The organism is Alistipes sp. UBA1686 (assembly GCF_002320215.1).
GTDB classification, from domain to species: Bacteria; Bacteroidota; Bacteroidia; order Bacteroidales; family Rikenellaceae; genus Alistipes; species Alistipes onderdonkii.
The window spans coordinates 18,340-41,329 of record NZ_DCKA01000019.1 but is presented as its reverse complement, the minus strand read 5'-3'; the positions used below and the strand labels follow the sequence as shown (position 1 = coordinate 41,329).

At 57.4% G+C, this 22,990-nt stretch carries 21 protein-coding genes and 1 riboswitch; of the genes, 8 read left to right on the top strand and 13 right to left on the bottom strand.

Annotation, left to right across the window (positions count from 1 at the left end; genetic code table 11):
• Positions 1 to 203 precede the first annotated feature (203 nt).
• Positions 204 to 1,019, bottom strand: coding sequence for a DUF4465 domain-containing protein (locus B3C38_RS09575; RefSeq protein WP_286726864.1), 816 nt, complete (start codon positions 1,017 to 1,019; stop codon positions 204 to 206).
• A 10-nt stretch (positions 1,020 to 1,029) separates the two neighbouring features.
• Positions 1,030 to 1,743 carry a DUF4465 domain-containing protein gene (locus tag B3C38_RS09570; protein ID WP_286726862.1) on the bottom strand — a complete coding sequence of 238 codons (714 nt, stop codon included), beginning with the start codon at positions 1,741 to 1,743 and terminating at the stop codon, positions 1,030 to 1,032.
• Between the two features lie 190 nt (positions 1,744 to 1,933).
• Positions 1,934 to 2,130, bottom strand: a riboswitch (cobalamin riboswitch).
• Positions 2,131 to 2,180: 50 nt separating this feature from the next.
• Here B3C38_RS09570 and fabD point away from each other — a divergent pair.
• From fabD to B3C38_RS09555, 3 genes are all read left to right on the top strand, one after another.
• Positions 2,181 to 3,062: an ACP S-malonyltransferase gene (fabD, locus tag B3C38_RS09565; RefSeq protein ID WP_117506532.1), complete on the top strand. Its 882-nt coding sequence runs from the start codon at positions 2,181 to 2,183 to the stop codon at positions 3,060 to 3,062.
• Positions 3,063 to 3,226: 164 nt separating this feature from the next.
• Complete coding sequence (locus B3C38_RS09560) at positions 3,227 to 4,456, top strand: ROK family transcriptional regulator (protein ID WP_022333550.1); 1,230 nt, start codon at positions 3,227 to 3,229, stop codon at positions 4,454 to 4,456.
• Positions 4,456 to 4,974 (top strand): GNAT family N-acetyltransferase, encoded by a 519-nt coding sequence (locus tag B3C38_RS09555; protein WP_022333549.1) that lies wholly within the window; start codon positions 4,456 to 4,458, stop codon positions 4,972 to 4,974. Before B3C38_RS09560 ends, B3C38_RS09555 begins: the two co-directional genes overlap by 1 nt.
• Here B3C38_RS09555 and B3C38_RS09550 read toward each other — a convergent pair.
• Both B3C38_RS09550 and galK read right to left on the bottom strand, forming a co-directional pair.
• On the bottom strand, positions 4,969 to 5,433 hold the full coding sequence (locus tag B3C38_RS09550; protein WP_022333548.1) for a hypothetical protein: 465 nt from the start codon (positions 5,431 to 5,433) through the stop codon (positions 4,969 to 4,971). The two genes, B3C38_RS09555 and B3C38_RS09550, sit on opposite strands and share 6 nt — an antisense overlap.
• Before the next feature lie 5 nt (positions 5,434 to 5,438).
• Positions 5,439 to 6,569 (bottom strand): galactokinase, encoded by a 1,131-nt coding sequence (galK, locus tag B3C38_RS09545; protein WP_022333547.1) that lies wholly within the window; start codon positions 6,567 to 6,569, stop codon positions 5,439 to 5,441.
• A gap of 264 nt (positions 6,570 to 6,833) precedes the next feature.
• On the opposite strand from galK, the gene B3C38_RS09540 reads away from it, so the two are divergent.
• Positions 6,834 to 7,598, top strand: coding sequence for a glycerophosphodiester phosphodiesterase family protein (locus tag B3C38_RS09540; RefSeq protein ID WP_117506531.1), 765 nt, complete (start codon positions 6,834 to 6,836; stop codon positions 7,596 to 7,598).
• A gap of 241 nt (positions 7,599 to 7,839) precedes the next feature.
• On the top strand, positions 7,840 to 8,538 hold the full coding sequence (locus tag B3C38_RS09535) for a hypothetical protein (RefSeq protein ID WP_117506530.1): 699 nt from the start codon (positions 7,840 to 7,842) through the stop codon (positions 8,536 to 8,538).
• 232 nt (positions 8,539 to 8,770) lie between these two features.
• Here the strand turns inward: B3C38_RS09535 and B3C38_RS09530 are convergent, their stop codons facing one another.
• Complete coding sequence (locus B3C38_RS09530) at positions 8,771 to 9,565, bottom strand: DeoR/GlpR family DNA-binding transcription regulator (protein ID WP_018695299.1); 795 nt, start codon at positions 9,563 to 9,565, stop codon at positions 8,771 to 8,773.
• 192 nt (positions 9,566 to 9,757) lie between these two features.
• Here B3C38_RS09530 and B3C38_RS09525 point away from each other — a divergent pair, with 192 nt between their 5' ends.
• Positions 9,758 to 11,329 (top strand): glycerol-3-phosphate dehydrogenase/oxidase, encoded by a 1,572-nt coding sequence (locus tag B3C38_RS09525; protein WP_022333544.1) that lies wholly within the window; start codon positions 9,758 to 9,760, stop codon positions 11,327 to 11,329.
• 10 nt (positions 11,330 to 11,339) lie between these two features.
• The gene (gene glpT / locus B3C38_RS09520) at positions 11,340 to 12,680 is read left to right on the top strand and encodes a glycerol-3-phosphate transporter (RefSeq protein ID WP_026318262.1); all 1,341 of its coding nucleotides are present in this window, start codon (positions 11,340 to 11,342) and stop codon (positions 12,678 to 12,680) included.
• 78 nt (positions 12,681 to 12,758) lie between these two features.
• Here the strand turns inward: glpT and B3C38_RS09515 are convergent, their stop codons facing one another.
• From B3C38_RS09515 to abc-f, 4 genes are all read right to left on the bottom strand, one after another.
• A complete protein-coding gene (locus B3C38_RS09515) occupies positions 12,759 to 13,337 on the bottom strand; it encodes a M48 family metallopeptidase (protein WP_018695295.1) in 579 nt (192 codons plus the stop codon).
• Positions 13,338 to 13,339: 2 nt separating this feature from the next.
• Entirely contained in the window at positions 13,340 to 15,061 is a 1,722-nt protein-coding gene (locus tag B3C38_RS09510; protein WP_286726857.1) for a DUF4153 domain-containing protein, read from the bottom strand.
• A gap of 9 nt (positions 15,062 to 15,070) precedes the next feature.
• Complete coding sequence (gene rlmB, locus B3C38_RS09505) at positions 15,071 to 15,802, bottom strand: 23S rRNA (guanosine(2251)-2'-O)-methyltransferase RlmB (RefSeq protein WP_022333539.1); 732 nt, start codon at positions 15,800 to 15,802, stop codon at positions 15,071 to 15,073.
• Between the two features lie 63 nt (positions 15,803 to 15,865).
• Positions 15,866 to 17,812: a ribosomal protection-like ABC-F family protein gene (gene abc-f, locus B3C38_RS09500; protein ID WP_286726855.1), complete on the bottom strand. Its 1,947-nt coding sequence runs from the start codon at positions 17,810 to 17,812 to the stop codon at positions 15,866 to 15,868.
• Between the two features lie 82 nt (positions 17,813 to 17,894).
• Here abc-f and B3C38_RS09495 point away from each other — a divergent pair, with 82 nt between their 5' ends.
• On the top strand, positions 17,895 to 18,455 hold the full coding sequence (locus B3C38_RS09495) for an HD domain-containing protein (protein WP_018695291.1): 561 nt from the start codon (positions 17,895 to 17,897) through the stop codon (positions 18,453 to 18,455).
• 115 nt (positions 18,456 to 18,570) lie between these two features.
• Here the strand turns inward: B3C38_RS09495 and rpe are convergent, their stop codons facing one another.
• From rpe to B3C38_RS09475, 4 genes are all read right to left on the bottom strand, one after another.
• The gene (rpe, locus tag B3C38_RS09490; protein ID WP_018695290.1) at positions 18,571 to 19,221 is read right to left on the bottom strand and encodes a ribulose-phosphate 3-epimerase; all 651 of its coding nucleotides are present in this window, start codon (positions 19,219 to 19,221) and stop codon (positions 18,571 to 18,573) included.
• 177 nt (positions 19,222 to 19,398) lie between these two features.
• Positions 19,399 to 20,595, bottom strand: coding sequence for an ABC transporter permease (locus B3C38_RS09485; RefSeq protein WP_286726854.1), 1,197 nt, complete (start codon positions 20,593 to 20,595; stop codon positions 19,399 to 19,401).
• Positions 20,592 to 21,239 carry an ATP-binding cassette domain-containing protein gene (locus tag B3C38_RS09480; RefSeq protein ID WP_286726853.1) on the bottom strand — a complete coding sequence of 216 codons (648 nt, stop codon included), beginning with the start codon at positions 21,237 to 21,239 and terminating at the stop codon, positions 20,592 to 20,594. The genes B3C38_RS09485 and B3C38_RS09480 overlap by 4 nt, the downstream gene beginning before the upstream one ends.
• Before the next feature lie 70 nt (positions 21,240 to 21,309).
• Complete coding sequence (locus B3C38_RS09475; RefSeq protein ID WP_286726852.1) at positions 21,310 to 22,881, bottom strand: DUF4836 family protein; 1,572 nt, start codon at positions 22,879 to 22,881, stop codon at positions 21,310 to 21,312.
• Positions 22,882 to 22,990 lie beyond the last annotated feature (109 nt).

Here is a 22,990-nt window from a genome sequence, read left to right as displayed (position 1 = left end):
CACCGATCCGGCAACAGCCCACCGAGCAACAGTTCCGGCCGGCAACTGCCCGGCCGACAAACACCCGGTCAGCACACACCCGTCCGGCAACCGCCCCGGCCGAAATCAGACACCGGCGAAGCGGCAAAAAATTCCCCGCACGGCAGGCAGGCCGTACGGGGAATCGTTTGAACCATACTAATCTCTAAATAGCCGGGCCCAAATTACATGGCATCGGGTTTCAGCAACCCGATCTCGTCGACACAGAAATAGGTCGGATCTGCCAGATAGTCGCAGACCGCCTTGAATACCAGCTTGTCCACCGCACCCAGCGACGACAGGTCGACTTTGCGCCATCCGCTCAGCTTCGATTTCCCGGCGACGAGAGTTTCCGTGATGCTCCCCTTTTCCACACCGCCGAGCGACCCCGTGATCTTCACCTGGAAACTGTCGGTATCCGCCCCCGTGAAATAATTGTATACCCAGGTCGAATTGGCGATGTATAGGTGGGCGACGATGCGCGGCTCCACCAGGTCGATGGTCGGATAACCCGACTCACTCAGGTATTCGGGATACATTTCCGTCGGCGAGTTGGAATCGTAAAATACGGCATAGGTTTCCGTACCGTTGGCACCGCCGTCCGCCCACACGGAGAACTGCTGCTTGCTGGAGGGAGCGGCCGCATTCCGGTCGGGCATCCGCGAAAGCCCGATACCGCCCCACCCGTCGTATAGCGATGAATAATAGGCGTTGAAAACCAGATTCTGGTCTGCCGTCGAAAAGAGCATGCCGTCGAAATCCGTACCCACAGCGTATTGCTTCGCACAAAAAGCGTTCGCATAGGTATAATCCCCCATTCCCATCAGGGACATCGTAACGGGGCCGAGCTTCACGTCGTCGCCCGTCATGGCGTCGAGCAGATGTTCGGAGGCCTCGAATGATACTACTTCGCCGTCAAAGGGTTTCTCGCGCGGGCCGTCGTCGTCCGAGCAGGCTACAAAGGCAAAAGCAGCCGCAATAATCCAAAAAATATTTTTCATCTCAAAATAGTTATTCGGTATAAGCGAAATCATCAATACAGAAATAAGTCGGCGCCATCACATCATCGCACTCAACAGAGAAAACAATTTTGGTCACGGCTCCCAATTTATCCAGCCCTACGTTCTTCCAATCAGCTACGACCTTGTTGTCCGATGCCAACGGCACCTCAATCGTCCCCGTTTCGGTTTCACCGTTGAAACCGATAATCGCAACACTGAAGTCGCTGTATTTAGTATCGGTGAGGTAAAGATATGTCCACGTATTATTGGCAATACGAAGCGACACGGGAGTAATAACCGTCGAAAACTCGATGGCCGGGCTGAACGAATAACCCGGGCCCATACCTTTCATATCGTATGCAACGGCGAACTTGTTCTGGCCGTCATCAGCCGTCGTATAAACGCTGAACTGGTTATCCGTCCCGAAAGTCGTTTTGTCATGACAGGCAGACATCGCGAATTTGCACCACGTGTCCCAGACACCGCCGAAATCCGAGAAATAAGAGAGGAACGAAGCAGTTCCTTCTTTGTAAATCACGCCTTCGAACTCCAACGAGCCGTCTACATCCGTTGCCAGAGTTTTACCCCACAGGTATCCGCCGGCACCAAGTTCCACCTCACTGAAAGATATTGTTTCGAGCTGGGGGGGGGTCGGCATCTTGTCGTCGTCCGAGCAGGCAGCTAAAGCCGAAGCCGCAAAGGCTAAAAGGAGAAGTTTTTTCATCTTTCGTTTGTTTTATGTGCATAAAATAAAAAAATCCGGTTCCGAACCCCCGGAATCGAATCCACCATTTTACGCAACCGGACTGCACATATATATAATATGCCTGTCCTCACAACAAACGTCCGGCACTGCCGTGCCTCCGTCCGCAGCGCTCCGTTCTCCGCAGAGCCAGCCCGAAAATAAGGATCCTCCCACCGGGAGATGCAAGGCAGGTCTTCTGGCTCGTTCCAGCCGCAACGCCTTCCCGGCCGGAGCCAGTGGCTAAAGAGTGTGCGGCAATAGACGGAACTTACAGCAGCGGGAACTGCTGCCGAATTTCACGGCATTCCCATTTAATCACACGGGGCCTTGCCCGGCCCTTTGTGAACCATTGCGGTGCAAAGTTAAAAAATAAATTCGTATCTTTGCCGGCGCTAACAAAAATTCAGCAAAAAATTATGAAGCACGCATACGTATTTCCCGGACAGGGTGCACAGGCGGTCGGTATGGGCAAAGACCTCTACGACAACGTCCCCGAAGCAAAGGAACTTTTCGAAAAAGCCAACGAAATCCTCGGTTTCCGTATCACGGACATCATGTTCGCCGGCACGGACGACGAACTCAAGCAAACCAAAGTGACGCAGCCCGCCGTATTCCTTCACTCGGTAATCATGGCCAAGGCGCTCGGCGTGAAACCCGACGCTGCCGCAGGACACTCGCTGGGTGAGTTCTCGGCTCTGGTCGTGGCCGGTGCCCTCTCGTTCGAAGACGGCCTGAAGCTCGTCTCGAAGCGTGCCATGGCCATGCAGGCCGCCTGCGAGGCACAGCCCGGTACGATGGCCGCCATCCTCGGCCTGGAAGACCACGTAGTCGAAGAAATCTGCGCATCGGTCGACGGCATCGTCGTAGCGGCCAATTACAACTGCCCCGGCCAGCTCGTGATCTCGGGTGCCGTGGAAGCCGTCGACGCAGCCTGCGAAAAAGCCAAGGCCGCCGGTGCGCGCCGCGCCCTGCGCCTGCCCGTAGGCGGCGCATTCCACTCGCCGCTGATGGAGCCTGCCAAGCAGGAACTGGAAAAGGCGATCAGCGAGGCTCCGTTCCAGACACCCGTATGCCCGATCTACCAGAATGTCGACGCGAAGCCCTACACGGATCCCGCCCAGATCAAGGCCAACCTGATCGCACAGCTGACCGCCCCGGTACGCTGGACATACATCGTAAAGAACATGCTCGCCGACGGCGTGACGGAATTCACCGAGCTCGGCCCCGGCACCGTATTGCAAGGCCTAATCAGGAAGGTAAACCCCGAAGCCGTCGTAGAATCGAAATCGGCATTATAGTCTAAAAGCCGCAAAACAAAAAGGAACGGACTGATTTTCAGTCCGTTCCTTTTATTTTAATGTGTTTTGAAACAAAATTTATTAAATTTTATTAAAAACATGTTGCGTTTTTTAAATATACTTATTATATTTGCAAAGGTTTAGTTAAAAATGAGACAGGACGGATGACATCACTCACCGAATTTTTCAACAAACACGAAGACGATGCCCTGAAGGGTATTTCGCACAAGAACAGTATCATCAAGCGCAACATCATCGCCTACATGGCGGTGAACGGCGAATGTACGCTCTCGGAACTGACCAAAGAGCTGCATATCAGCGTCCCGACCATTACCAAGCTGGTGCAGGAACTGGTCGATGAGAACATCGTAACGGATCTGGGCAAGGTGGAGACCCCGGGCGGACGCAGGCCGAACATATTCGGCCTGGCCAATTCGGCAATCTATTTCGCAGGCATCAACGTCGGGCGCGACAACATGACGTTCCTGATCACCGACCTGCAGAACAACATCATCAAGGAGGAATACGACTACACCTTCGAGTTGCAGGATCGCCCGCAGTGTTTCGAGCGCATCTGTTCCAACATAGAGAACTTCATCGCCACCTGCGGCATCGACCGGGGCAAGATCCTCGGGCTGGGCGTCTGCATGACGGGACGCGTGAATCCCGACACGGGCCGCAGCTACAAATATTTCACCTCCAGCGAACAGTCGCTGCGCGAAGTGCTCGAAGAGCGCGTCGGGCTGCGCGTGCTGCTCGAAAACGACACCCGCGCCCGCTGCTATGCGGAGTACACGTGCGGCAAGTCGAAGGATGAGAGCAACGTGCTCTACCTGCACATGGGGCGCGGCGTGGCAATCGGAATCGTTGTGGACGGGCAGCTCTACTACGGGAAAAGCGGGTTCGCCGGTGAATTCGGACACATCCCGTTTTTCGACAACGAGATCATCTGCTCGTGCGGCAAAAAGGGCTGCCTCGAAACTGAGGTTTCGGGTATCGCCATCGAGGACAAGATGTGCCACCTGATCGAGAAAGGCGTCAATACGATCCTCAAGGAGAAGTACGACCAGCAGAAGAGCATCCATATCGACGACATCATCGCCGCGGCGAAGAACGACGACAACCTCTCGATCGAGCTGATCGAGGAGGCCGGCGAAAAAGTCGGCAAGGCCGTGGCCTTCCTCATCAACACGTTCAACCCCGAGACGGTCATCGTCGGCGGCAACATGGCCGCCGCAGGCGACTACATCATGCTCCCCCTCAAGTCTGCAACCAACAAATATTCGCTCAACCTCGTATACAAGGACACCAAATTCCGCGTATCGAAGATGACCGAGAACGCGAACGCATGGGGTGTGGCAATGCTCATCCGCAACAAGATCATCGGCATCTGATGAACCTCGAAGGCCGGACAACGCGGCTGCGAGCCCTCGAACCGGGAGACATCGAGCTGATGTACGCCTGGGAAAACGACACCCAGATATGGGGCGTCAGCGGTACGCTGGCGCCTTTTTCCCGCCATACGTTGGAACGGTTCATCGAAGGGCAGCAATTCGACATTTTCCAAACCCGCCAGCAGCGGCTTATCATCGAAACCCCGGAAGGCCTCCCCGTCGGGGCGCTCGACCTGTTCGACCTGGATCCGGTGAATCTCCGTGCGGGCGTCGGCATCCTGATCCACGATACGGCACAACGCGGCAAAGGCTATGCCGCCGATGCGGTGGAGACCGTATGCAGCTATGCCCGCGACATGCTGCACCTGCACCAGTTATGGTGCAGCGTCGAAGCCGGAAATGCGGCGAGCCTCGCACTTTTCCGCAACGCCGGGTTTTCAGAAACGGGGGTCAGGAAGGAGTGGCTGCGGCTTGCCGACGGATTCCACGACGAGGTTTTCCTGCAAAAAATATTATGACCTGCGCCGGTTCCTGCGGCACCACAAAACAAATCCGCCGCCGATAAACACCAACAGCTCCGGAAAATGCTCCGAAGCCAGTCCCCGGCTGCCGATGTGCCAAATACGCATTTTCTCAACCGTAGAGACAGGCACTACCCTGCCCGAAGAGGTAGCGTACACCCGGATCGTATCCCCGATGGCATAACGTGAATACGCATCGTATCCGACACGCATATCCGCATTGCGGATTTCAGGATACAACGTCCCGTACAGCCGATAGGTATGCACCTGGGAACGCCAACGCTTCGGTTCGGTATTACGGTGGTAAATTTTAAAATCGGCCGGATCGCAAAGATCCAGCCGATTGTACAAAAAGGTATCGCGCGCGCACAGGAAAACTCCCCGCAGGACATACGCCGCAATAAGAAGTACGAATCCTGTCCACACGGGATGCAGAAACCTGCGAAACTTTTCCATAACGATTATTCCAGACGGCGCGAACCGTCAGAAATCACGACCTCGTACACCTTGGGTTCATGGCCGTACTTCTCGTTGAACCTCTTTTTCGCCGTGGCGATGAAGTTGTCGTAAAGTTCGTCCTTCACCAGGTTGATCGTACAGCCGCCGAAGCCGCCGCCCATGATGCGCGAACCCGTCACACCGCACTCCTCGGCAACCTCGGCCAGGAAATCCAGTTCCTCGCACGACACTTCGTAATCCTTCGACATGCCCCAATGGGTTTCGTACATCCGCTTGCCGACCGTCTCGTAGTCGCCCTTTTCGAGCGCATCGCAGACATCGAGCACACGTTTCTCCTCGCCGATCACGTAGCGGGCACGCTTGTAGTCCTCGTCCGAGATCTTATCCTTGATGGCATCGAGCTGCTCCATCGTAGCGCCGCGCAGGAACTCCTGCCCGAGCATCTTGGCCACCCGCTCGCACGAAGCCCGGCGGTCGTTGTAGGGCGAACCCACCAGCTCGTGCTTCACGCGCGAATCGAGCAGGACGAGTTTGTAACCCTTGGGGTCGAACGGGAAATAGGCATACTCCAGCGAACGGCAGTCCAGGCGGATCAGGTTGCCCTTCTTGCCGAAAACCGAAGCGAACTGATCCATGATGCCGCAGTTCACGCCGCAATAGTTATGCTCGGTGGACTGGCCGATCTTAGCCAGTTCGAATTTGTCGATGCCCAGCGAATAGAGGTCGTTCAGCGCAAAGGCGTAGGTCGACTCCAGCGCTGCCGACGACGACATGCCGGCACCCAGGGGCACGTCGCCCGCGAATACCGTATCGAAACCGCCGATCTTACCGCCCCGCTTCTGAATCTCGCGGCATACGCCGAAGATATAGCAAGCCCAGCTTTGGGCGGGTTTATCGGCTTCGTTCAGCCCGAACTCCGCGCTTTCACCCAAGTCGAGCGCATAGGCCCGCACCTTGTCCGTGCCGTTGAGTTTGATGGCCGCCACGATTCCTTTGTCAACCGCCCCCGGGAAAACGAAGCCCCCGTTGTAATCGGTATGTTCCCCGATCAGGTTGATACGCCCCGGCGAGGCGAACAGGATAGCCCCGGAGCCGTAAATCTCCTGGAACTTTTTGCTGACTTTTTCTTTCATGGTCTATTCTGGTTTTAAGTTAAGGATTCCATTTCCACATCATACGAAGATAGGAAAAAATCCCGAAACTCCGATATATTTCGCCGGGAAATCGTACATATCGTTCCGCTCCGTGTTTCGTTTCAAAATCACAAACCCTTCCCGTATGATGACATCGTCCTGAAAAAACACCTTTTGCACCCCGCCGGGCTTGTTATTCCGGAAATGTTTACTAACTTTGTTGAAGTTTCGATTTATAAGCACTCAACCAACATTTCAAACGATATGACAAAAAAGCTCATCTTCGCCGCCGCCCTGCTCTTCGCAGGAACCGCCGCGGCCTTCGCTCAGCCCAAGGTGATTGCGCACCGCGGCTACTGGACGGCACCCAATTCGGCGCAGAACTCCCTGGCTTCGTTCTCCAAAGCCGATTCGGTCGGGGCCTTCGGCTCGGAAATGGACGTATGGCTGACTGCCGACGACAAGCTGATCGTAAACCACGACCGTATATACAAAGGTACCGAGATCGACATGGAGAAAAGCACGCTGAAGGAGATCACCTCGATCGTGCTTCCCAACGGCGAGAACATCCCGACGCTGGACGCCTATCTGCGCCTGGTGGCCGGCAAACCCGACACCCGGCTGGTGCTGGAAATGAAATCGCTCTCCGACCTTCGGCGCGAAGACCTCGCGGCCGAGAAGATCGTCAAGGCGTTGCGCAAGTACAACCTGCTCGACCGCACCGACATCATCGCCTTCTCGATCAATGCCTGCCTGGCGTTCAAGAAACTGCTGCCCGACGGGCGTATCTTCTACCTGAACGGAGACCTCTCCCCGCGCAGCATCAAGGGGCTCGGCCTCACCGGCATCGACTACTCGATGCGCGTGCTGCGCAAGCACCCCGAATGGGTGGAACAGGCAAAAAAGCTGGGACTGGAGGTGAACGTATGGACGGTCGACGAGGAAGAGGACATGCGCTATTTCATCGACCTGGGCGTGGACTACATCACGACGGATTACCCCGAGCGGCTGCAGGCCTTGCTGAAATAACAGCGGCAATATAAATGTATAATCGGACGGCTTGCCGTTTAATTCAAGCCGTCCGATTATTATAGGCAGTCCGGATTTCCGGGCTGCTTTTCTGTTACAGCCTGTCTATCGGCGGCCATATCCGTCCAAGACACTGAGCGCTTGCTGCTGCGCAATGAAATTCACCTAAATATTACACTGACTTCCGTAAAAACAAGTAACTTTGTAAAAAATCGGGCTACCCGAACATAAATACAGAAATATGAACATAAAAATTCTTTTAATGCTGGTGTTGTTGATTTTCAGCCCCTTCAATGGCATCGAAGCACAAATAAAACAGAAAACCCACGCAGAATCCCCCAAAAAGCGCCTTACCATGGAAGCTATAAAAAACATACCGGAAGAATTCTGGAAATCGGGATTCGTCCTCAACGGCTGCAAAATCACATTTCCATGCAAACTTATAGATTTGATGCAGGCCGGGAACTACAAAAGCCGTGCTGGCGTCGCAATGATCCCTCCCACTGCCAAAGATGAATACTGGGGAACAACGGTAAAAAACGAAAAGGGAGAAATCATCAACGCGGTGATATTTAACCCCACGGCCCAAGCCCTCCCTGAAACCGATTGCATTGTGAACAGCATCAGTATTACGCCGCGATCCGATAACTGGCATAATATTTCCGACTTCGCTGTTTTTGGATTGGCAAGCAAAATAGCCACACGAGAAGAAGTCGTAGAAACGGTTGGAAAATATTGCGGAGCCCCGGCGCAAGTCATTGATTTGCCGATAATAGATTACTATGATTTTTACGACAAGAAACCTTCGGAAACGAATCCGCCCCATTACGGCAATATAAAAATCAGTATAACAATCTCCAAAATGGACAGTATCTATAATGAACGAATGATCGGATTTGAATTTAAACATGCAGGCGATTTTTACCGCAGGCAGAAATAAATATTTGCAAGCATCTTCCGACTGGGTTCTCCTTCAAAACCTCCGGCATTCGCATCTCCGCAAAACACAAGTCCAGCTGCAAACGCAACGTACGGAATTACCTTTCGAACTGGAGGGAGGGGGTAAACCATAATAAAGGCGACGGTGAAAATCACCGTCGCCTTTATTTGACCGGCACCTCACAAGAGTCTGATCGCAATCGGGCTGAAAGAGTCCCTATATTTAAGGTATATCATGCATCGACGACGATCACCTCGATGCCGCGCTCGCGCAGCCGGTCGAGGTAAAGGGGCTGGATGCCATTGTCGGTAATGATGCGGTCGACAGCCTCCAGGTCGCAGATCTTGCTGAAGCCGCGGCGTCCGAATTTCGAACTGTCGGCCAGTACGATGACCTTCTGCGCGGCGTTCATCATCACACGGTTCAGCGCCGCTTCGAGCATGTTGGTCGTCGTAAGCCCGAATTCGAGGTCGATGCCGTCGACCCCGACGAACAGCTTGCTGCAGTTGAAGTTGCCGAGCATCTGTTCGGCAAAGGGCCCCACGACCGACACCGAACTGCTGCGGGTAATGCCCCCTAACTGGATCACGTCGACATTGGTGTCCTGCGAAAGGATCGATGTCACGGGAACGGCCGCCGTGATGACCGTCAGGTGCCCGACGGGCTTGATTTCGCGCGCGAGGAAGGCCATAGTCGTGCCCGACGCGATGATGATCGAATCGTCCTGCGCGACAAGGCTTGCGGCCTTGGCCCCGATAGCCCGTTTCTCCGCCACGTTTTTCTTCTCCTTCTCGTTGACGTGGCGGTCGCTGATATAGGGGCTGATAAGGATCGCACTGCCGTGCGTGCGGTAGAGTTTCTTCTGTTGTTCGAGGAAAGAGAGGTCTTTGCGGATCGTGACCTCCGAAACCTTGAACAACTCGGCCAGCTGCACGACGGATATGGAGCCGTTCTGCTGCAACAGTGCCAGGATCCGGTTATGACGCTCCGGAAGGCTCAAAATAGTCTCTTCGCCGGATTTATTCATAGTGTCGATTAAATTTGGTTTTATAATGCAAGATACGAAAATAATCCGAAATTAGATCGAAACCTCCCGGAGAAATATTTTTTTCGGCAATATATTGTGCTCCGAAACGAAATATTATGAAATAAAACATATTTTATTTTGAAATACAAAAAATCATATGTAATTTTGTTGCGAAACGAAATTCATGAATTTATGGAAAGACTTGCACAGATCAAAAAACTATCCGAGAAAGACAAGGTTTGGGATATCGTAGTGGTAGGCGGGGGCGCCACGGGCCTCGGCGTGGCGGTCGACGCAGCGACCCGCGGGCTGAGCGTAGCGCTGCTCGAAAAGACCGACTTCGCCAAATGCACATCGAGCCGCAGTACGAAGCTCGTGCACGGCGGCGTACGTTACCTGCAGAAGGGCGACGTCATGCTGGTGCTCGAAGCCCTGCGCGAACGCGGCCGCATGAAAGCCAACGCCCCGCACCTGGTCAAAGACCAGGCATTCGTGATCTCGAATTACAGTTACTGGGATAATTTCCTCTATTTTTGCGGTCTGACCTTCTACGACATGCTTTCGTTCGGTTTCGGTTACGGCCGTTCGAAATTCATCTCGGCAAAAAAAGTAATGAAATACATCCCCACTTCGGTCGAAAAGGGACTCAAGGGCGGCGTCGTATACCACGACGGGCAGTTCGACGACTCGCGCATGGCGATCAACCTCGCACAGACATGCATCGAGAACGGCGGCACGGTCGTGAACCAGGCGAGCGTTACGGGGATCGTACACGACGATGCGGGACGTGCCGCCGGCGTGAAATTCGTGGACAACCTCACGGGCGAAGAACACACAATCAAGGCCCGCAGCGTGGTGAACGCCGCAGGGTGCTTCGTGGACGACATCATGCACATGGACAGCCCTACGCACCGCAAGATGGTCACTCCGAGCCAGGGCGTGCACCTGGTGCTCGACATGAAATTCCTGCAGAGCGACTACGCCATCATGGTACCCAAGACCTCGGACGGCCGCGTGCTGTTCGCCGTGCCCTGGCACGACAAGGTCGTGGTCGGCACCACGGACATCGTACGGCCCAAGGCCGAGGAAGACCCGCGCCCGCTCAAAGAAGAGATCGACTTCATCCTCGGCACGGCAGGACTCTACATGAACCCCGCGCCGACCTACAAGGACATCCTTTCGGTCTTCGCAGGGCAACGTCCGCTGGCGGCGCCCAAGAAGGAGGGCAAAAACACCAAGGAAATTTCGCGCAGCCACAAGATCATCGTTTCGGACAACGGGCTGGTGACGATCACGGGCGGCAAATGGACGTCCTACCGTCTGATGGCCGAAGATACGGTGGACAAGGCGATCGAGGTCGCCAAGTTGCCCGTCCGCAAGTGCGTGACCAAGAAACTGCGCATCCACGGTTACCGCAAGAACCCCAACCTGGCGGATCACATGTACGTCTACGGCAGCGACGAGCCCAAGATCCTCGACCTTATCAAGCAGCAGCCCGAACTGGGCGAGAAACTCTCGCCCAAATACGGCTATACCTATGCCGAGGTGCTGTGGGCCGTACGCGAGGAGATGGCCATGACGGTCGAGGACGTGCTTTCGCGCCGTGTGCGCCTGCTCTTCGTCGATGCCCGCGAAGCCATCGCGGCGGCGCCGAAGGTAGCCGCGATGATGGCCAGGGAGCTGGGACGCGACCAGGCCTGGATCGACACTCAGGTAAAAGATTTCACGGATTTGGCGAAAACGTATATCTTTGAACAAAACTGATCGCTGAACCATGTGGAAAATACTACGACCCCCTAAACACAAACCGCCCGTCGCTGCGGAAAAAATAGACAAAGAGTACAAGCGGCTGCGGTTGCAGGTATTCATCGGCATCTTCATCGGATATGCCGGTTACTACCTCGTGCGCAAGAACTTCACGCTGGCCATGCCCCACCTTGTCGAAATGGGATTCGACAAGGGTGACCTGGGCATCGCGCTCTCGGCGAACGCCATTGCCTACGGGCTTTCGAAGTTCCTGATGGGCGGCGTTTCCGACCGCAGCAACGCCCGTGTCTTCCTGCCGCTGGGACTGGTGTTGTCGGCGCTGGTGACGATGTTCCTCGGGACATCGGCCGGTATCTCGTCGATCATCATGATGTTCATCACGCAGTTCCTCATCGGCTGGTTCCAGGGTATGGGCTGGCCCCCGTGCGGACGCGTCATGACCCACTGGTTCTCGCAGAACGAACGCGGCACGAAGATGTCGATCTGGAACGTGGCCCACAACGTCGGCGGCGGCATGATCGGCCCGATGGCGGCCTACGGACTGTTGTGGTTCGGGTCGTGGCAGATCGGTACGTTCTGGTTCCCCGCCGTGGTGGCCATTGTGGTCGCGATGCTTGCATTCCTGCTGATCCGCGACACGCCCCAGTCGACCGGGCTCCCGCCCATCGAGAAATACCGCAACGACTACCCGAAAAATTACAGCGAGAAGTCGGAGCAGGAGCTTACGACGAAGGAAATCTTCTTCAAATACGTACTCAACAACAAGATACTCTGGTATATCGCCTTCGCCAATGCGTTCGTGTACCTGGTGCGTTACGGCGTACTGGACTGGGCGCCGACCTACCTGAAGGACATCAAGGGTTATGACATCAAGGATGTGGGCTGGGCCTACTCGGCATACGAATGGGCAGCCATCCCCGGCACGATCATCTGCGGATGGTTGTCGGACAAGGTCTTCAAAGGACGCCGGGCCATCACGACCATGATCTACATGGCACTCGTCGCGGTCTTCATCGTGATCTACTGGAAAAACATGGACAACGTACTGCTGGATAACATATCGCTGATCGCCATCGGATTCCTGATCTACGGCCCCGTGATGCTGATCGGCGTACAGGCCCTCGACCTCGCACCCAAGAAGGCCGCCGGGACAGCCGCCGGACTGACCGGATTCTTCGGATACTTCTTCGGCACGGCCATCCTCGCCAACATCGCCATGGGTTCGATCGTACAGCACCTGGGCTGGGACTGGGGATTCATCATGCTGCTCGCGGCGTGCGCACTGGCCTTCCTCTTCATCAGTTTCACCTACCGGGAAGAACAATATCTGGTTAAACAACGGAAATAGCAAGGCTTCACGGCGGCCTGGACGGCCGCTGCGGAGCGAGGGGTTCCTTTTATAGGATTGTTATGTTTGGGTGGGGCGTCAGCCCCGAATCGAAAAAGCCTTTAACTCCCGGTTAAGGGCTTTTTCATTGCCCCCGACCAGCCGGTCGACCAACGCATGGAACTTCGGGGAATGGTCGTGGTGAACGGTATGGCACAACTCGTGGACGATGACGAAATCGCGCAAATGCTCCGGAAGCGTCATCAGGAAAAGGCTCAGCGAAATATTGTTCGTCCCGGTACAGCTCCCCCACTTCGTACGCGAGGCACGGATCGTCAGCTTGTTGTACTTCAGCCCCGTGATGCGGGAGAGCCGACCGATACGGTCGGGCAGGTCGGCTTTGGCGGCGCGCCGCAGCTCTTCGACGCGGGCTTTTTCCGCGGCAGGCGGCAACTGCGGCGGGAGTGCCGCACGCCGCTGCGCAAGCCGTGCCCGGGCCGCCTCGACCCATCCGGCTTTGCACTCGAGAAACTCCATCGCTCGCCGTGCGGAAACCCCGCAAGGAAACGACAGGCGGACACACCCCGTCCCGCGCACGCTGATCGAAATACGGCGTGCGCGGCGCGACTGGGAGAGGACGACCTCACCCAGCCGGGGATGTTCGACGGTCGTAATCATGCCTAACGGGCCATAATGGCCGAGATATCCACATCGTCGAGGCGAAGCGCAGAATCCCGCCGTTCGATGCTCATACTGAAAAAAAGGATCAACAACTCTTCATCCGAATAGGTCAGGAGTTCATTGGCAGCGTTCTCCAGCTCAGAGGGCAGGGGATAATCCCCCTTGCCCGCACGCCGCAGTTGCCGCTGCAACAGGGCGGGTGCGGAAATTACGAATTCGGGGCGATCCGTGCCGAAGTCGATCCGCAGCGTATCATCCTCGAACCGGTAATACGGGATACGGCCCTGGTCGTAACGATTGTACGAAAGATTGGCATACAGCACCCGATACCCTGGGGCAAGGTCGATGCGTCGCACCCCGTCCGGGTACACCGACACCCAGTTGTCATCGGTACGGTAATCGTAGCCGTAGACCACATAATCGCGGAACACATCCGGCACTGCCTCGCGGACTTTGCCGAGCTCCACCCCGAACCGGGCGAAGGCCAGCGTATCATGGTCGGCAACGTAGTCGAGCGCCTCGTAAAGGCGGCGGTAATCCCCGCGCAGCAGGGTGTCGGGAACAAAGGCGTCCAGTTGCAGCCGGCCCTCGCCGTCGAGCATGTTAAGCTGTTTTGCCACACGGACGGCACGGCGCACCTGCGAGCCGGTCGCTATGCGTTGCGGTTCGAGCACAGGCAGGTAGGCCAGAGCCGCAAAGCAGACGAACCCCGCCAGGCCGACGTACAGGTAGCGCCCGGTACGGCGCGAGAGGAACAACAGCACGCAGAGCGTCATCAGCCCGCCGCAGACAAGCAGGTATACGCGCGGTTCGGTAAGCCCGTATTCGTTCGTACGACGCAGGACGCCGATCCAGAACAGCAGCTGCGTAGGCAACGACACCAGGCTGAAACGGTCGAAGAACCAGTCGTACATGCGTTTCTGCAACAACGGCTGCAACGCCTTGACCGCAATGGCCAGCAGCGTGAACCCGAACACCAGATAGGCCACCCCGCCCTCGGGCAAAGACCACGTAACGAGGATCTTGACCATGTAAAGGCAGAGTATGGCGGTGTAGATCAGCAGTGCGGGCGTCACGATATAGTTCAGCAACACGTCGAGGATGCGAGTGCCGCGGCATTCGGCACCGGCCCAACGGTCGTACATCATCAGGAAAAGCACCGGGCCGGCGAAGGTCTCGAAAAGGATCAGCGCATAGATCCAGACATGCTCGATCCAACTCCCTTCGAGCCCGAAGATATAGGTCGTGGAGAAGAAGATGGCGGAGAACAACCCCAGCGCTACATTGGCGAAGAGTGCAGCGAGGATGCCCGAACGCAGCCACACCATGATGTCGTCGACGAACCGCTTGTTGCACACGGCACGGCGGCAGAGCAGCAGCGCCAAGGGCGCCAGGATGCCGAAGGTGATGAACGACGGCTCGCTGGCGAGCCACTCTTCCAGACCTCCCCAGAGCGCGAACGGCACGAAAGGCGCCCAGCATACCCAGTAGACTTTCCGCCACGGCCCCGGCCCCGCAAGGTTATTGAAGGCCAGCGCAACAGCGAAGGCCAGCGGCACGAGCGCCAGCCTGACCAGGATGTCGTCGCTGTCCGTCTCGTAGGCGACCATGCAGCCCACGCAACCGAGGGCAATCAATCCCGCCTCCACAGGGTGCAGGCGCAGCATTTGCAGAAACCCCTCCCGAAGCCACTGCACGTAATGTCCGAGTTTCGCTTTCATGGTTTTCGTTTATTGTCCGATACGCTGGCGCACGACCTCGAAAAGCATCACGGCCGCTGCGGCCGAGACGTTCAGCGATTCGATATGCCCGATCAGGGGGATTGCCAGCTGTTCGTCGCAGAGTTTGAGTACCTCCTTCGAGATGCCCGTATCCTCGGCGCCCATCACCAGGGCCGTAGGCTTGCGGAAATCGGCATCGTAGAGCAGTTTGCGGCTCTTCTCGGTCGCGGCGACGATCTGAAACCCTTCGGTCTGGAGCTGCTTGATCGTATTGCGGATCGACCCCACGCGGCAGACCGGGATCGTCGTCAGCGCCCCGGCCGACGAGCGGATTGCCTCGGCATTCACGGGGGCCGAATTCTTCAGCGGCGTCACCAGACCGTGCGCCCCGGCGCACTCGGCCGAGCGGGCGATGGCGCCGAAATTGCGGACGTCGGTCACCCCGTCGAAGATCACCACCAGCGGCGTCTCGTCCTCGGGCACCCGTTCCAGGATGTCGGCCAGCCCGACATATTCGATGGCCGAAATCTGCGCCACGACACCCTGGTGGTTGCCGCGTGTGAGGCGGTTGAGCTTTTCGACAGGCACCTCCTGCATCCGCACGCGGTGACGGATGCAGAGGTCTTTCAACTCCGTCATCAGCTGCCCTTCGGCACCTTTGCGGATGTAGAGTTTCTCGATCTGGCGTCCAGCCTCGATGGCTTCGGCCACGGGACGTATCCCGAAAATAATGTTGTCCATAGCAGCTTATTTTTCATTTGCCCCGGGGCGGGCGGCACAAGGTTCAGCCGGATTTCCCGGAAATCACTGTTCTTCGGTTAATTCGAGTTCGTACGAGGCCTTCTCCCACTCGTGCATCTGATGGTCGTAACGGGCTTTCAGGTCGTTGTAGGCCTTGTAGTCGGCTTCGTCGTAGGCGGTCGCCGCAGCGAATTTCGCATCGTAGGCGGCGATCTGTTTTTCGATTGCGGCAAGTTCCGACTCTATCCCCTCGACCGTCCGGCGCAGCTTGCGCAGCTGTTTCTCCTGCTCCTTGCGCTGCTCGTAAGTGAGTTTGCCGGAAACGGCGGCCTCGGGTTTCGGAGTTGCCTGCAGGGCGGGTTTCTGCGGGGTGTCCCTGCGTTCGACCTCCTGAAGCGATTCCAGCTTCCGCTTTTCGAGGAAATAGTAGATACCCCCGAGGTACTCCTTCACCCCGCCGTCGCGGAACTCATAGACCTTCTGCACCATGCCGTCGAGGAATTCGCGGTCGTGCGACACGATGACGACCGTGCCGTCGTACTTCATGATGGCATTCTTGAGGATGTCCTTCGAACGCATGTCCATGTGGTTGGTCGGCTCGTCCAGTACCAGCAGGTTGCGCGGTTCGAGCATCATGCGGGCCATGGCCAGACGTGCCCGCTCGCCGCCCGAAAGCACCTTGACCTTTTTGTCGATATCCTCGCCGCGGAACAGGAACGCCCCGAGGATATCGCGCAGGCGGGTACGGATGTCCCCCACGGCCACGCGGTCGAGCGTATCGTAGACGGTGAATTCGCCGTCCATCAGGTCGTCCTGGTTCTGGGCGTAGTAGCCGATATTGACGTTGGCACCGAGCCGCACCGAACCTTCGGTCGGCGTCAGCTGCCCGACGAGCATACGCGCCAGCGTGGTCTTGCCTTCGCCGTTACGGCCGACGAGGGCGATCTTGTCGCCCTTTCCGATGATGAAATTCGCGCCGCTGAAGACATGCTTCGCCCCGAACGACATCCCGGCTTCGTTGATCTCGGCCACGACCTGTCCCGAGCGGGGTGCGGGCGGAAACTTGATGTTGAGCGTCGCCAAGTCTTCCTCCTCGACCTCGAGCCGTTCGAGGCGTTCGAGTTGCTTGATGCGCGACTGCACCTGGTTCGACTTGGTGGGTTTGTAGCGGAACTTCTCGATGAATTCCTCGGTCTTTTCGATCATGCGCTGCTGGTTTTCATAGGCAGCCATCTGCTGTGCCCGGCGTTCGGCGCGCAGCACGACATATTTCGAATAGGAAACCTTGTAATCGGTCGCTTTGCCCAGCGAAAGCTCGACCGTGCGGTTGGTGACGTTGTCGAGGAAAGCGCGGTCATGCGAGATCAGCAGCACGGCGCCGCTGTAATTCTTCAGGTAATCCTCGAGCCACTGGATCGACTCGATGTCGAGGTGGTTCGTCGGCTCGTCGAGCAGGAAGATCGAGGGACGGCGCAACAGCAACTTAGCCAGCTCGATACGCATGCGCCAGCCGCCCGAGAATTCGCTCGTCGGGCGTCCGAAATCCCCGCGTTTGAACCCGAGCCCCAGCAGCGTCTTTTCGATATCCGCTTCGCGGGTCTCGCCGCCGAGGATATGGTAGTGATCCTGCGCATCGTTCAGGCGGTGCAACAGCTGCGCATAACCGTCGCTTTCGTAGTCGGTACGCTCCGCGATCTCGCGCGTCAGGTGCTCTATCTCGGCCTCGAGGCGCAACACCTCCTCGAACGCTTTGGCAGTCTCCTCGGCGAGCGTCGTCGTATCGGCCACACGCATGGTCTGCGGCAGGTAGCCGATCGTACAGTCGCCGTTCAGGGTCACGCTGCCCGAGGTCGGTTGCTGCTCGCCCGTAATGATGCGCAGCAGCGTGGTTTTGCCCGCCCCGTTCCGGCCGACGAGGCCGATGCGGTCTTTGGGGTTTATCAGGAACGATATGTTGTCGAAGAGCGTCCAGCCCCCGTAACTTACAGTAAGATTGTCAAGAGATATCATGGTCTGTCTAAAATCACGGCAAAGTTAGTGATTTAATCCGACATATCGTATCTTTGGACTCCGAAACGAACATTGTTATAGTATGGAGAAGTTGGAACGCTACCTGCGGTTCATCCGCGAGGCCGAACGGCTGAAAGACGTCCTGCGCACGGCACACACCTCGACCGGGAGGCACGAAAGCACGGCCGAGCACTCTTGGCGGCTGGCCCTGCTGGCCGCCGTCCTCACCGGCGAACGCCCCCGGCTGGACATGCAACGGGTATTGTTGATGTGCCTCGTCCACGACCTCGGCGAAGCGTACGACGGGGATATCCCGGCCGTGGCACAGATGGCCGACGGTACCAAGGAGGCTTCGGAGCTGGTCGCAATCGACAAACTGACGCGCATGCTCCCGCCCGCGGCCGGGACGGCGATCCGGAAGATATGGGAGGAATACGAAGCATGCCAGACGCCCGAGGCGCGGTGGGTGAAAGCCCTCGACAAGGCCGAGACCATCATCCAGCATAACCAGGGTGCCAATCCCGCCGATTTCGATTACGCGTTCAACCTGACCTACGGCTCCGGCTATTTCCGCGACGACGACCTGCTGCGCGACCTGCGCCGCCTGCTGGACGACGAGACCCGACGGCACATCGTCCCCTAAGCCGCTGCGGAATGCAATACGGGCGCGACACCCCGGCAAAACCCGGAACACGAGACGTCCGGAACCCCTGAAAACCCTGGCCGCTCCGCCCCGAAATATCCGGCGCGCCGAATGGTCAGGCGTTGAGCATCCGCACGATCTCGGCCTGCGGGTCTTCGGCGCCGAAAACGGCATTCCCGGCAACCAGCACGTCGGCCCCTGCCTCGTAGACCTCGCGGGAGTTGTGCGACGAGATGCCGCCGTCGACCTCGATGATGGTCTGCAACCCCAACTCCCGGGCCATGGCCCGCAGAGCCCGGATCTTCCCGGTCGAAGCCGGGATGAACGACTGCCCGCCGAAACCGGGTTCGACGCTCATCACCAGCACCAGGTCGACCAGCGGGAGGATATCGCGCAGCACCTCGACCGAAGTCGCCGGCTTGATCGACACCCCGGCCTTCGCACCGGCCTTGCGGATCATTTCTATGCACCCCCTGGGATCGTACGTGGCTTCGTAGTGGAAGGTCACGATGTCGGCGCCCGCCTCGGCGAAACGCGCTACGTAACGCTCCGGCTCGACGATCATCAGGTGCACGTCGAGGCACTTTGCGGTCACCTTGCGGATGGCCTTCAGCACCGGAAACCCGAAGGAGATATTGGGGACGAACACGCCGTCCATCACGTCGATATGTACCCACTCGGCCGCACTGCGGTCGACCATCTGCGTGTCGCGTTCCAGGTGGCCGAAATCGGCCGAAAGCATCGAAGGTGCTACGATTCTGTTCATGGTTCGAATATTACTTACGACAAATATAGTCATTTCCGGGCAGTTTTCCACGCTTCGGAGCGGGATTCCGTCCCCGCAAACCCGGGTTTTGGGGTTCGGGGTTGCAGTTCGGGATTCCGAATGCCGGTTCCCTGTCGCACGGTCTTTCCGGGGATTCCGTCCCGAAAGAGCTGCCGGTCAGGATCTTTTCCGGTTCAGGGTGTCGATCCTCCGGCGTATCGCAATGCCGTTGAACAGCGAAAGCAGCAATGCAAGCCCTATGCCGCATACCCATGTAACGCCGGCCCCGGCCGGGGCGTACCCCTCCTGCAATGCTGCCAGTTCGGGCAGGTACCACATACGCACCAGCCACGACAAAACCACGGCCACGACGAGGACGCCCAGGTTGAGCCACAGGGTCAGCAACCAATACGGCCGTGCTACACGTCCCGGTGCATAACCCAGCAGGAGCAGATTTTCCAGTTTCGCGCTGTTCTTCTGCAAGAGCAGGAAAATGCTCAGCATCAGAATGTAGAAAGACATCACGCTGAACACCAGTCCCACCCCTCCGAGCCCTCCGGCCGCAAGTTGCAGGAAATAGGCAGCCTTCCCACTGTCACGGCGGTCGCCTTCTGCCTCATAGCCCTTGCCGTCGAGGTAAGCCGAAATCGCGGCATCGACAGGGCGGTCGGTCTCGACGATGACCCGCGATGCCTGTTTCTCCCCGCCCTGGCCGAACCGCCCGTTCGACCAGCGGATGAAAGACTCCGGGACGAGGATCGTATTGAGGCGGTTCGACAACCCGACGATACGGCCCCGGAACTGTTCCGTGCGCCCGTTGCCGGCAACCTCGATGCCGAGCGAAACCCGCTGGAATATCCCCTCCGAAATCTGCGGCAGCCCCTGCGACTTGGCAAACCCGTAATTGTAGAGGTTCAGGTAATTGCGCGGGATGATGATGGGGATATCCCCGTCGCCGGGTTCGTATTTCCACTTCCCGGAGGCGACATCGAGAAAACGGTCGGGCACCGCCTCAAAAAAGAGGTAGGTAGAGAGCTGTACGCCGCCCATGCCCACCGTCCCCTTCACCCGGTAGTCCGCCGGCGTGAAAGCCCCGACGTCCCGGACGAAAGGCTGTTCCTTCAACTCCTCCAGCTCCGCGGGGGTAAAGTCGCTGCTCCCCAGCCCGATCGTCTGGAGTGCGCCGACCCGTTTCGAAAGCACCAAATAATCGCCCCGCATGAACGAATCGGGGGCATCGAAGACCGGCATGACATCGCGGTAAGCCTGCACCGAGGTGAGCACGATGGTCATGCCCACGACCCCGGCGAGGGCGAAACCTACGGTCTGCGCGACGCTCAGATGGCTGCGCAACAATTTCCAAAGCAGCGTCATAGCGTAAGGGTTTTATGGTAGGGAAGCCCGAGCCGGCTGCCCACCGAGGTGACGACGATACCCGCCCCCTGCGCCTGCGCCTCTTCCAGCAGCATCCCGCTGAGCAACTCCCCGTTAGCGGCATCGAGGTGGCTGACAGGCTCGTCGAGCAGGATGAAATCGAACGGCTGGCACATGCAGCGGATGAAGGCCACGCGCTGCTGCTGTCCGAAGGAGAGCTTTTCGACCGGGGCATCCCGCTTGTCGGCGACACCCGCAGTCTCGAGCATTCGCCCGATCTGCTCCTGCGTCTTGAAATGCGTGAGCTCGTTTTTCAGGGCGATATTCTCCGCGACGGTCAGTTCGCCGAAAAGACGCAGATCCTGGAAAAGCATACTCAGCGACCTGCGGCGCAGGGCACTCCACGCCGCGGCGGAAAAGCCGCGGCAATCCGCCCCGTCGAAGAGTATCCGCCCCGCGTAATCCTCCCGGATGCCGTAGAGAAAGTGGCACAGCGAAGTTTTCCCCGTTCCCGAAGCAGCCTCGAGCAGGCAGTACTCCCCCTTGCGGAAGGTCACCTCCTGCGACCAGACCCCCGAATCCCGCGGAGCCGCTTCCCCCGCGAACACGCAGGGCAGCACCCGTTGCAAAGTTATCGATTCCATACCTTCTTTATTTCAAGGTAAACGGCCGTTCGAATCCCGGACGGCCGTTTACCATAAACCCCGAAGGTTATTACAAATTGACCTCCGGTACGTACCGGCGGATCAGTTCGCCGATTTTTTCGCAGACAGTCTTAAAGGAATTCTGCTCCTTGTCCGTCATATTGATTACGGCAGTCCCGCCCTTCATCGTACCATAGGCTTCCAGGTCTTCGAACATGGCCAGCACGGAGAGCGCGGCCTCGACCTGCGGGTCGACATTACCGCCGACAAACTGCGCGGTCAGCGCGGTCACACCCTCGAAATCGACGTAGAAGCTTCCCGACTGGCCCTTGAATATCTTGCTCATCGAAGCCAGCGATTCGATGTCCGCACCGTCGAGCGCCGATTTCACGACCGCATCGGTCGTACAGTAAAACACATCGCCCTTCACGCCGAACAGCACCGTGACACCGCCCATGCTGATCGTATATTCGCCTTCGCCTGCCTTCTGGATGGGCATACCGGAGAGGTTGGAGACGATCGTCTGCAACACGGCGGGATCCTTCACCTGGGCCAGCAGCGACGCCACGGGATACTGGCCGTCGGCTGTCATCCCTGAGAACGAGATCACGCAGTCGCCGCTGAAAGCATCCATCACCTGCTTGACCATCGGGTTGGCCATCAGCATCCCGTAACCGGGCATTGCGGAGAATACCGAGTACATCTTCTCGCCGTCGAGGCCGTAGGCCATCGCACCGATCGTATTCCGGGGTACGTAGCGCAACAGGGCGCCTGTCTGGGGCTTCACGTAGGCGTAAAAATCCATCATCTTCTGTTCGCTCTCCTTGTCCTTGTACGACACGGCGGCATCGCAAACGATCCGTCCCTTCTCGAAATTGACGGAACTTGCCAGCGTGGCACCCTTGAGGGCTTCCATCATCGGCATCGAACTCATCATCGGGTTGCTATCCATTATCGACACCAGTGCCGAATAGACCATCACCATGTTGATGTCGTTCTTCTCGGAGAGCTGCCCGGCAACGACTTTGTCACCCATCAGGCTCTCGCCGCTCTTCTGGGCAAAGAGTTTCTTAACGGCATCGAGTCCGCTTTGCGACGAACCCTGCGCGAAATAGAGCATGACAGCCACATCGTTGTAGGCGCACAACCCGCTCACGGAGCTGTCCTCGCCCAATGCGATGACCGAGATACCGCCCTCGTTCCGGGGTGCAATGCCGCTTTTCTCGTTGATACGGGCGAGCAGCGCGTCCAGTTTCGCCTTATCGCCGATAGGCAGCAACACACCGCCCCGGACATTCGGGGACTGCATCGCGCCATCCATCGAGATGAAGAAGAACAGGTCTTTTTTCAGGTCGATACCCGATTCACAGGGGTTCTTCAGCAGGGCCAGCAGGTATTCCTTCTCTTCGGCAGTGATGCCATCGGCCTTGTCGAGCTCGGCCTTGAGCCGGATGAAGAGCGGATGCTGCTCGATATCGCCGGCATCGCTCTTCTGCAGAAGCGAAGCGGGGTTGACCGACATCGTCATAAAGGAATCGGCAGGCAGGAAATTGCGGTAATCGGCACTTCCGCCGCAGGAAACAACCAGCATGGACACTGCAGCGAGGCAGGCCAGCTTCAGGGATCGTAACGTTTTTTTCATATTCGAAATTATTTGAATCCGTATTTGGAACAAACAAAGCTATAAAAAAATACGTAACAACCTGCGACATCGGGACTAAAAATTGCGTTGCGGGGCTAAATTAACGCAC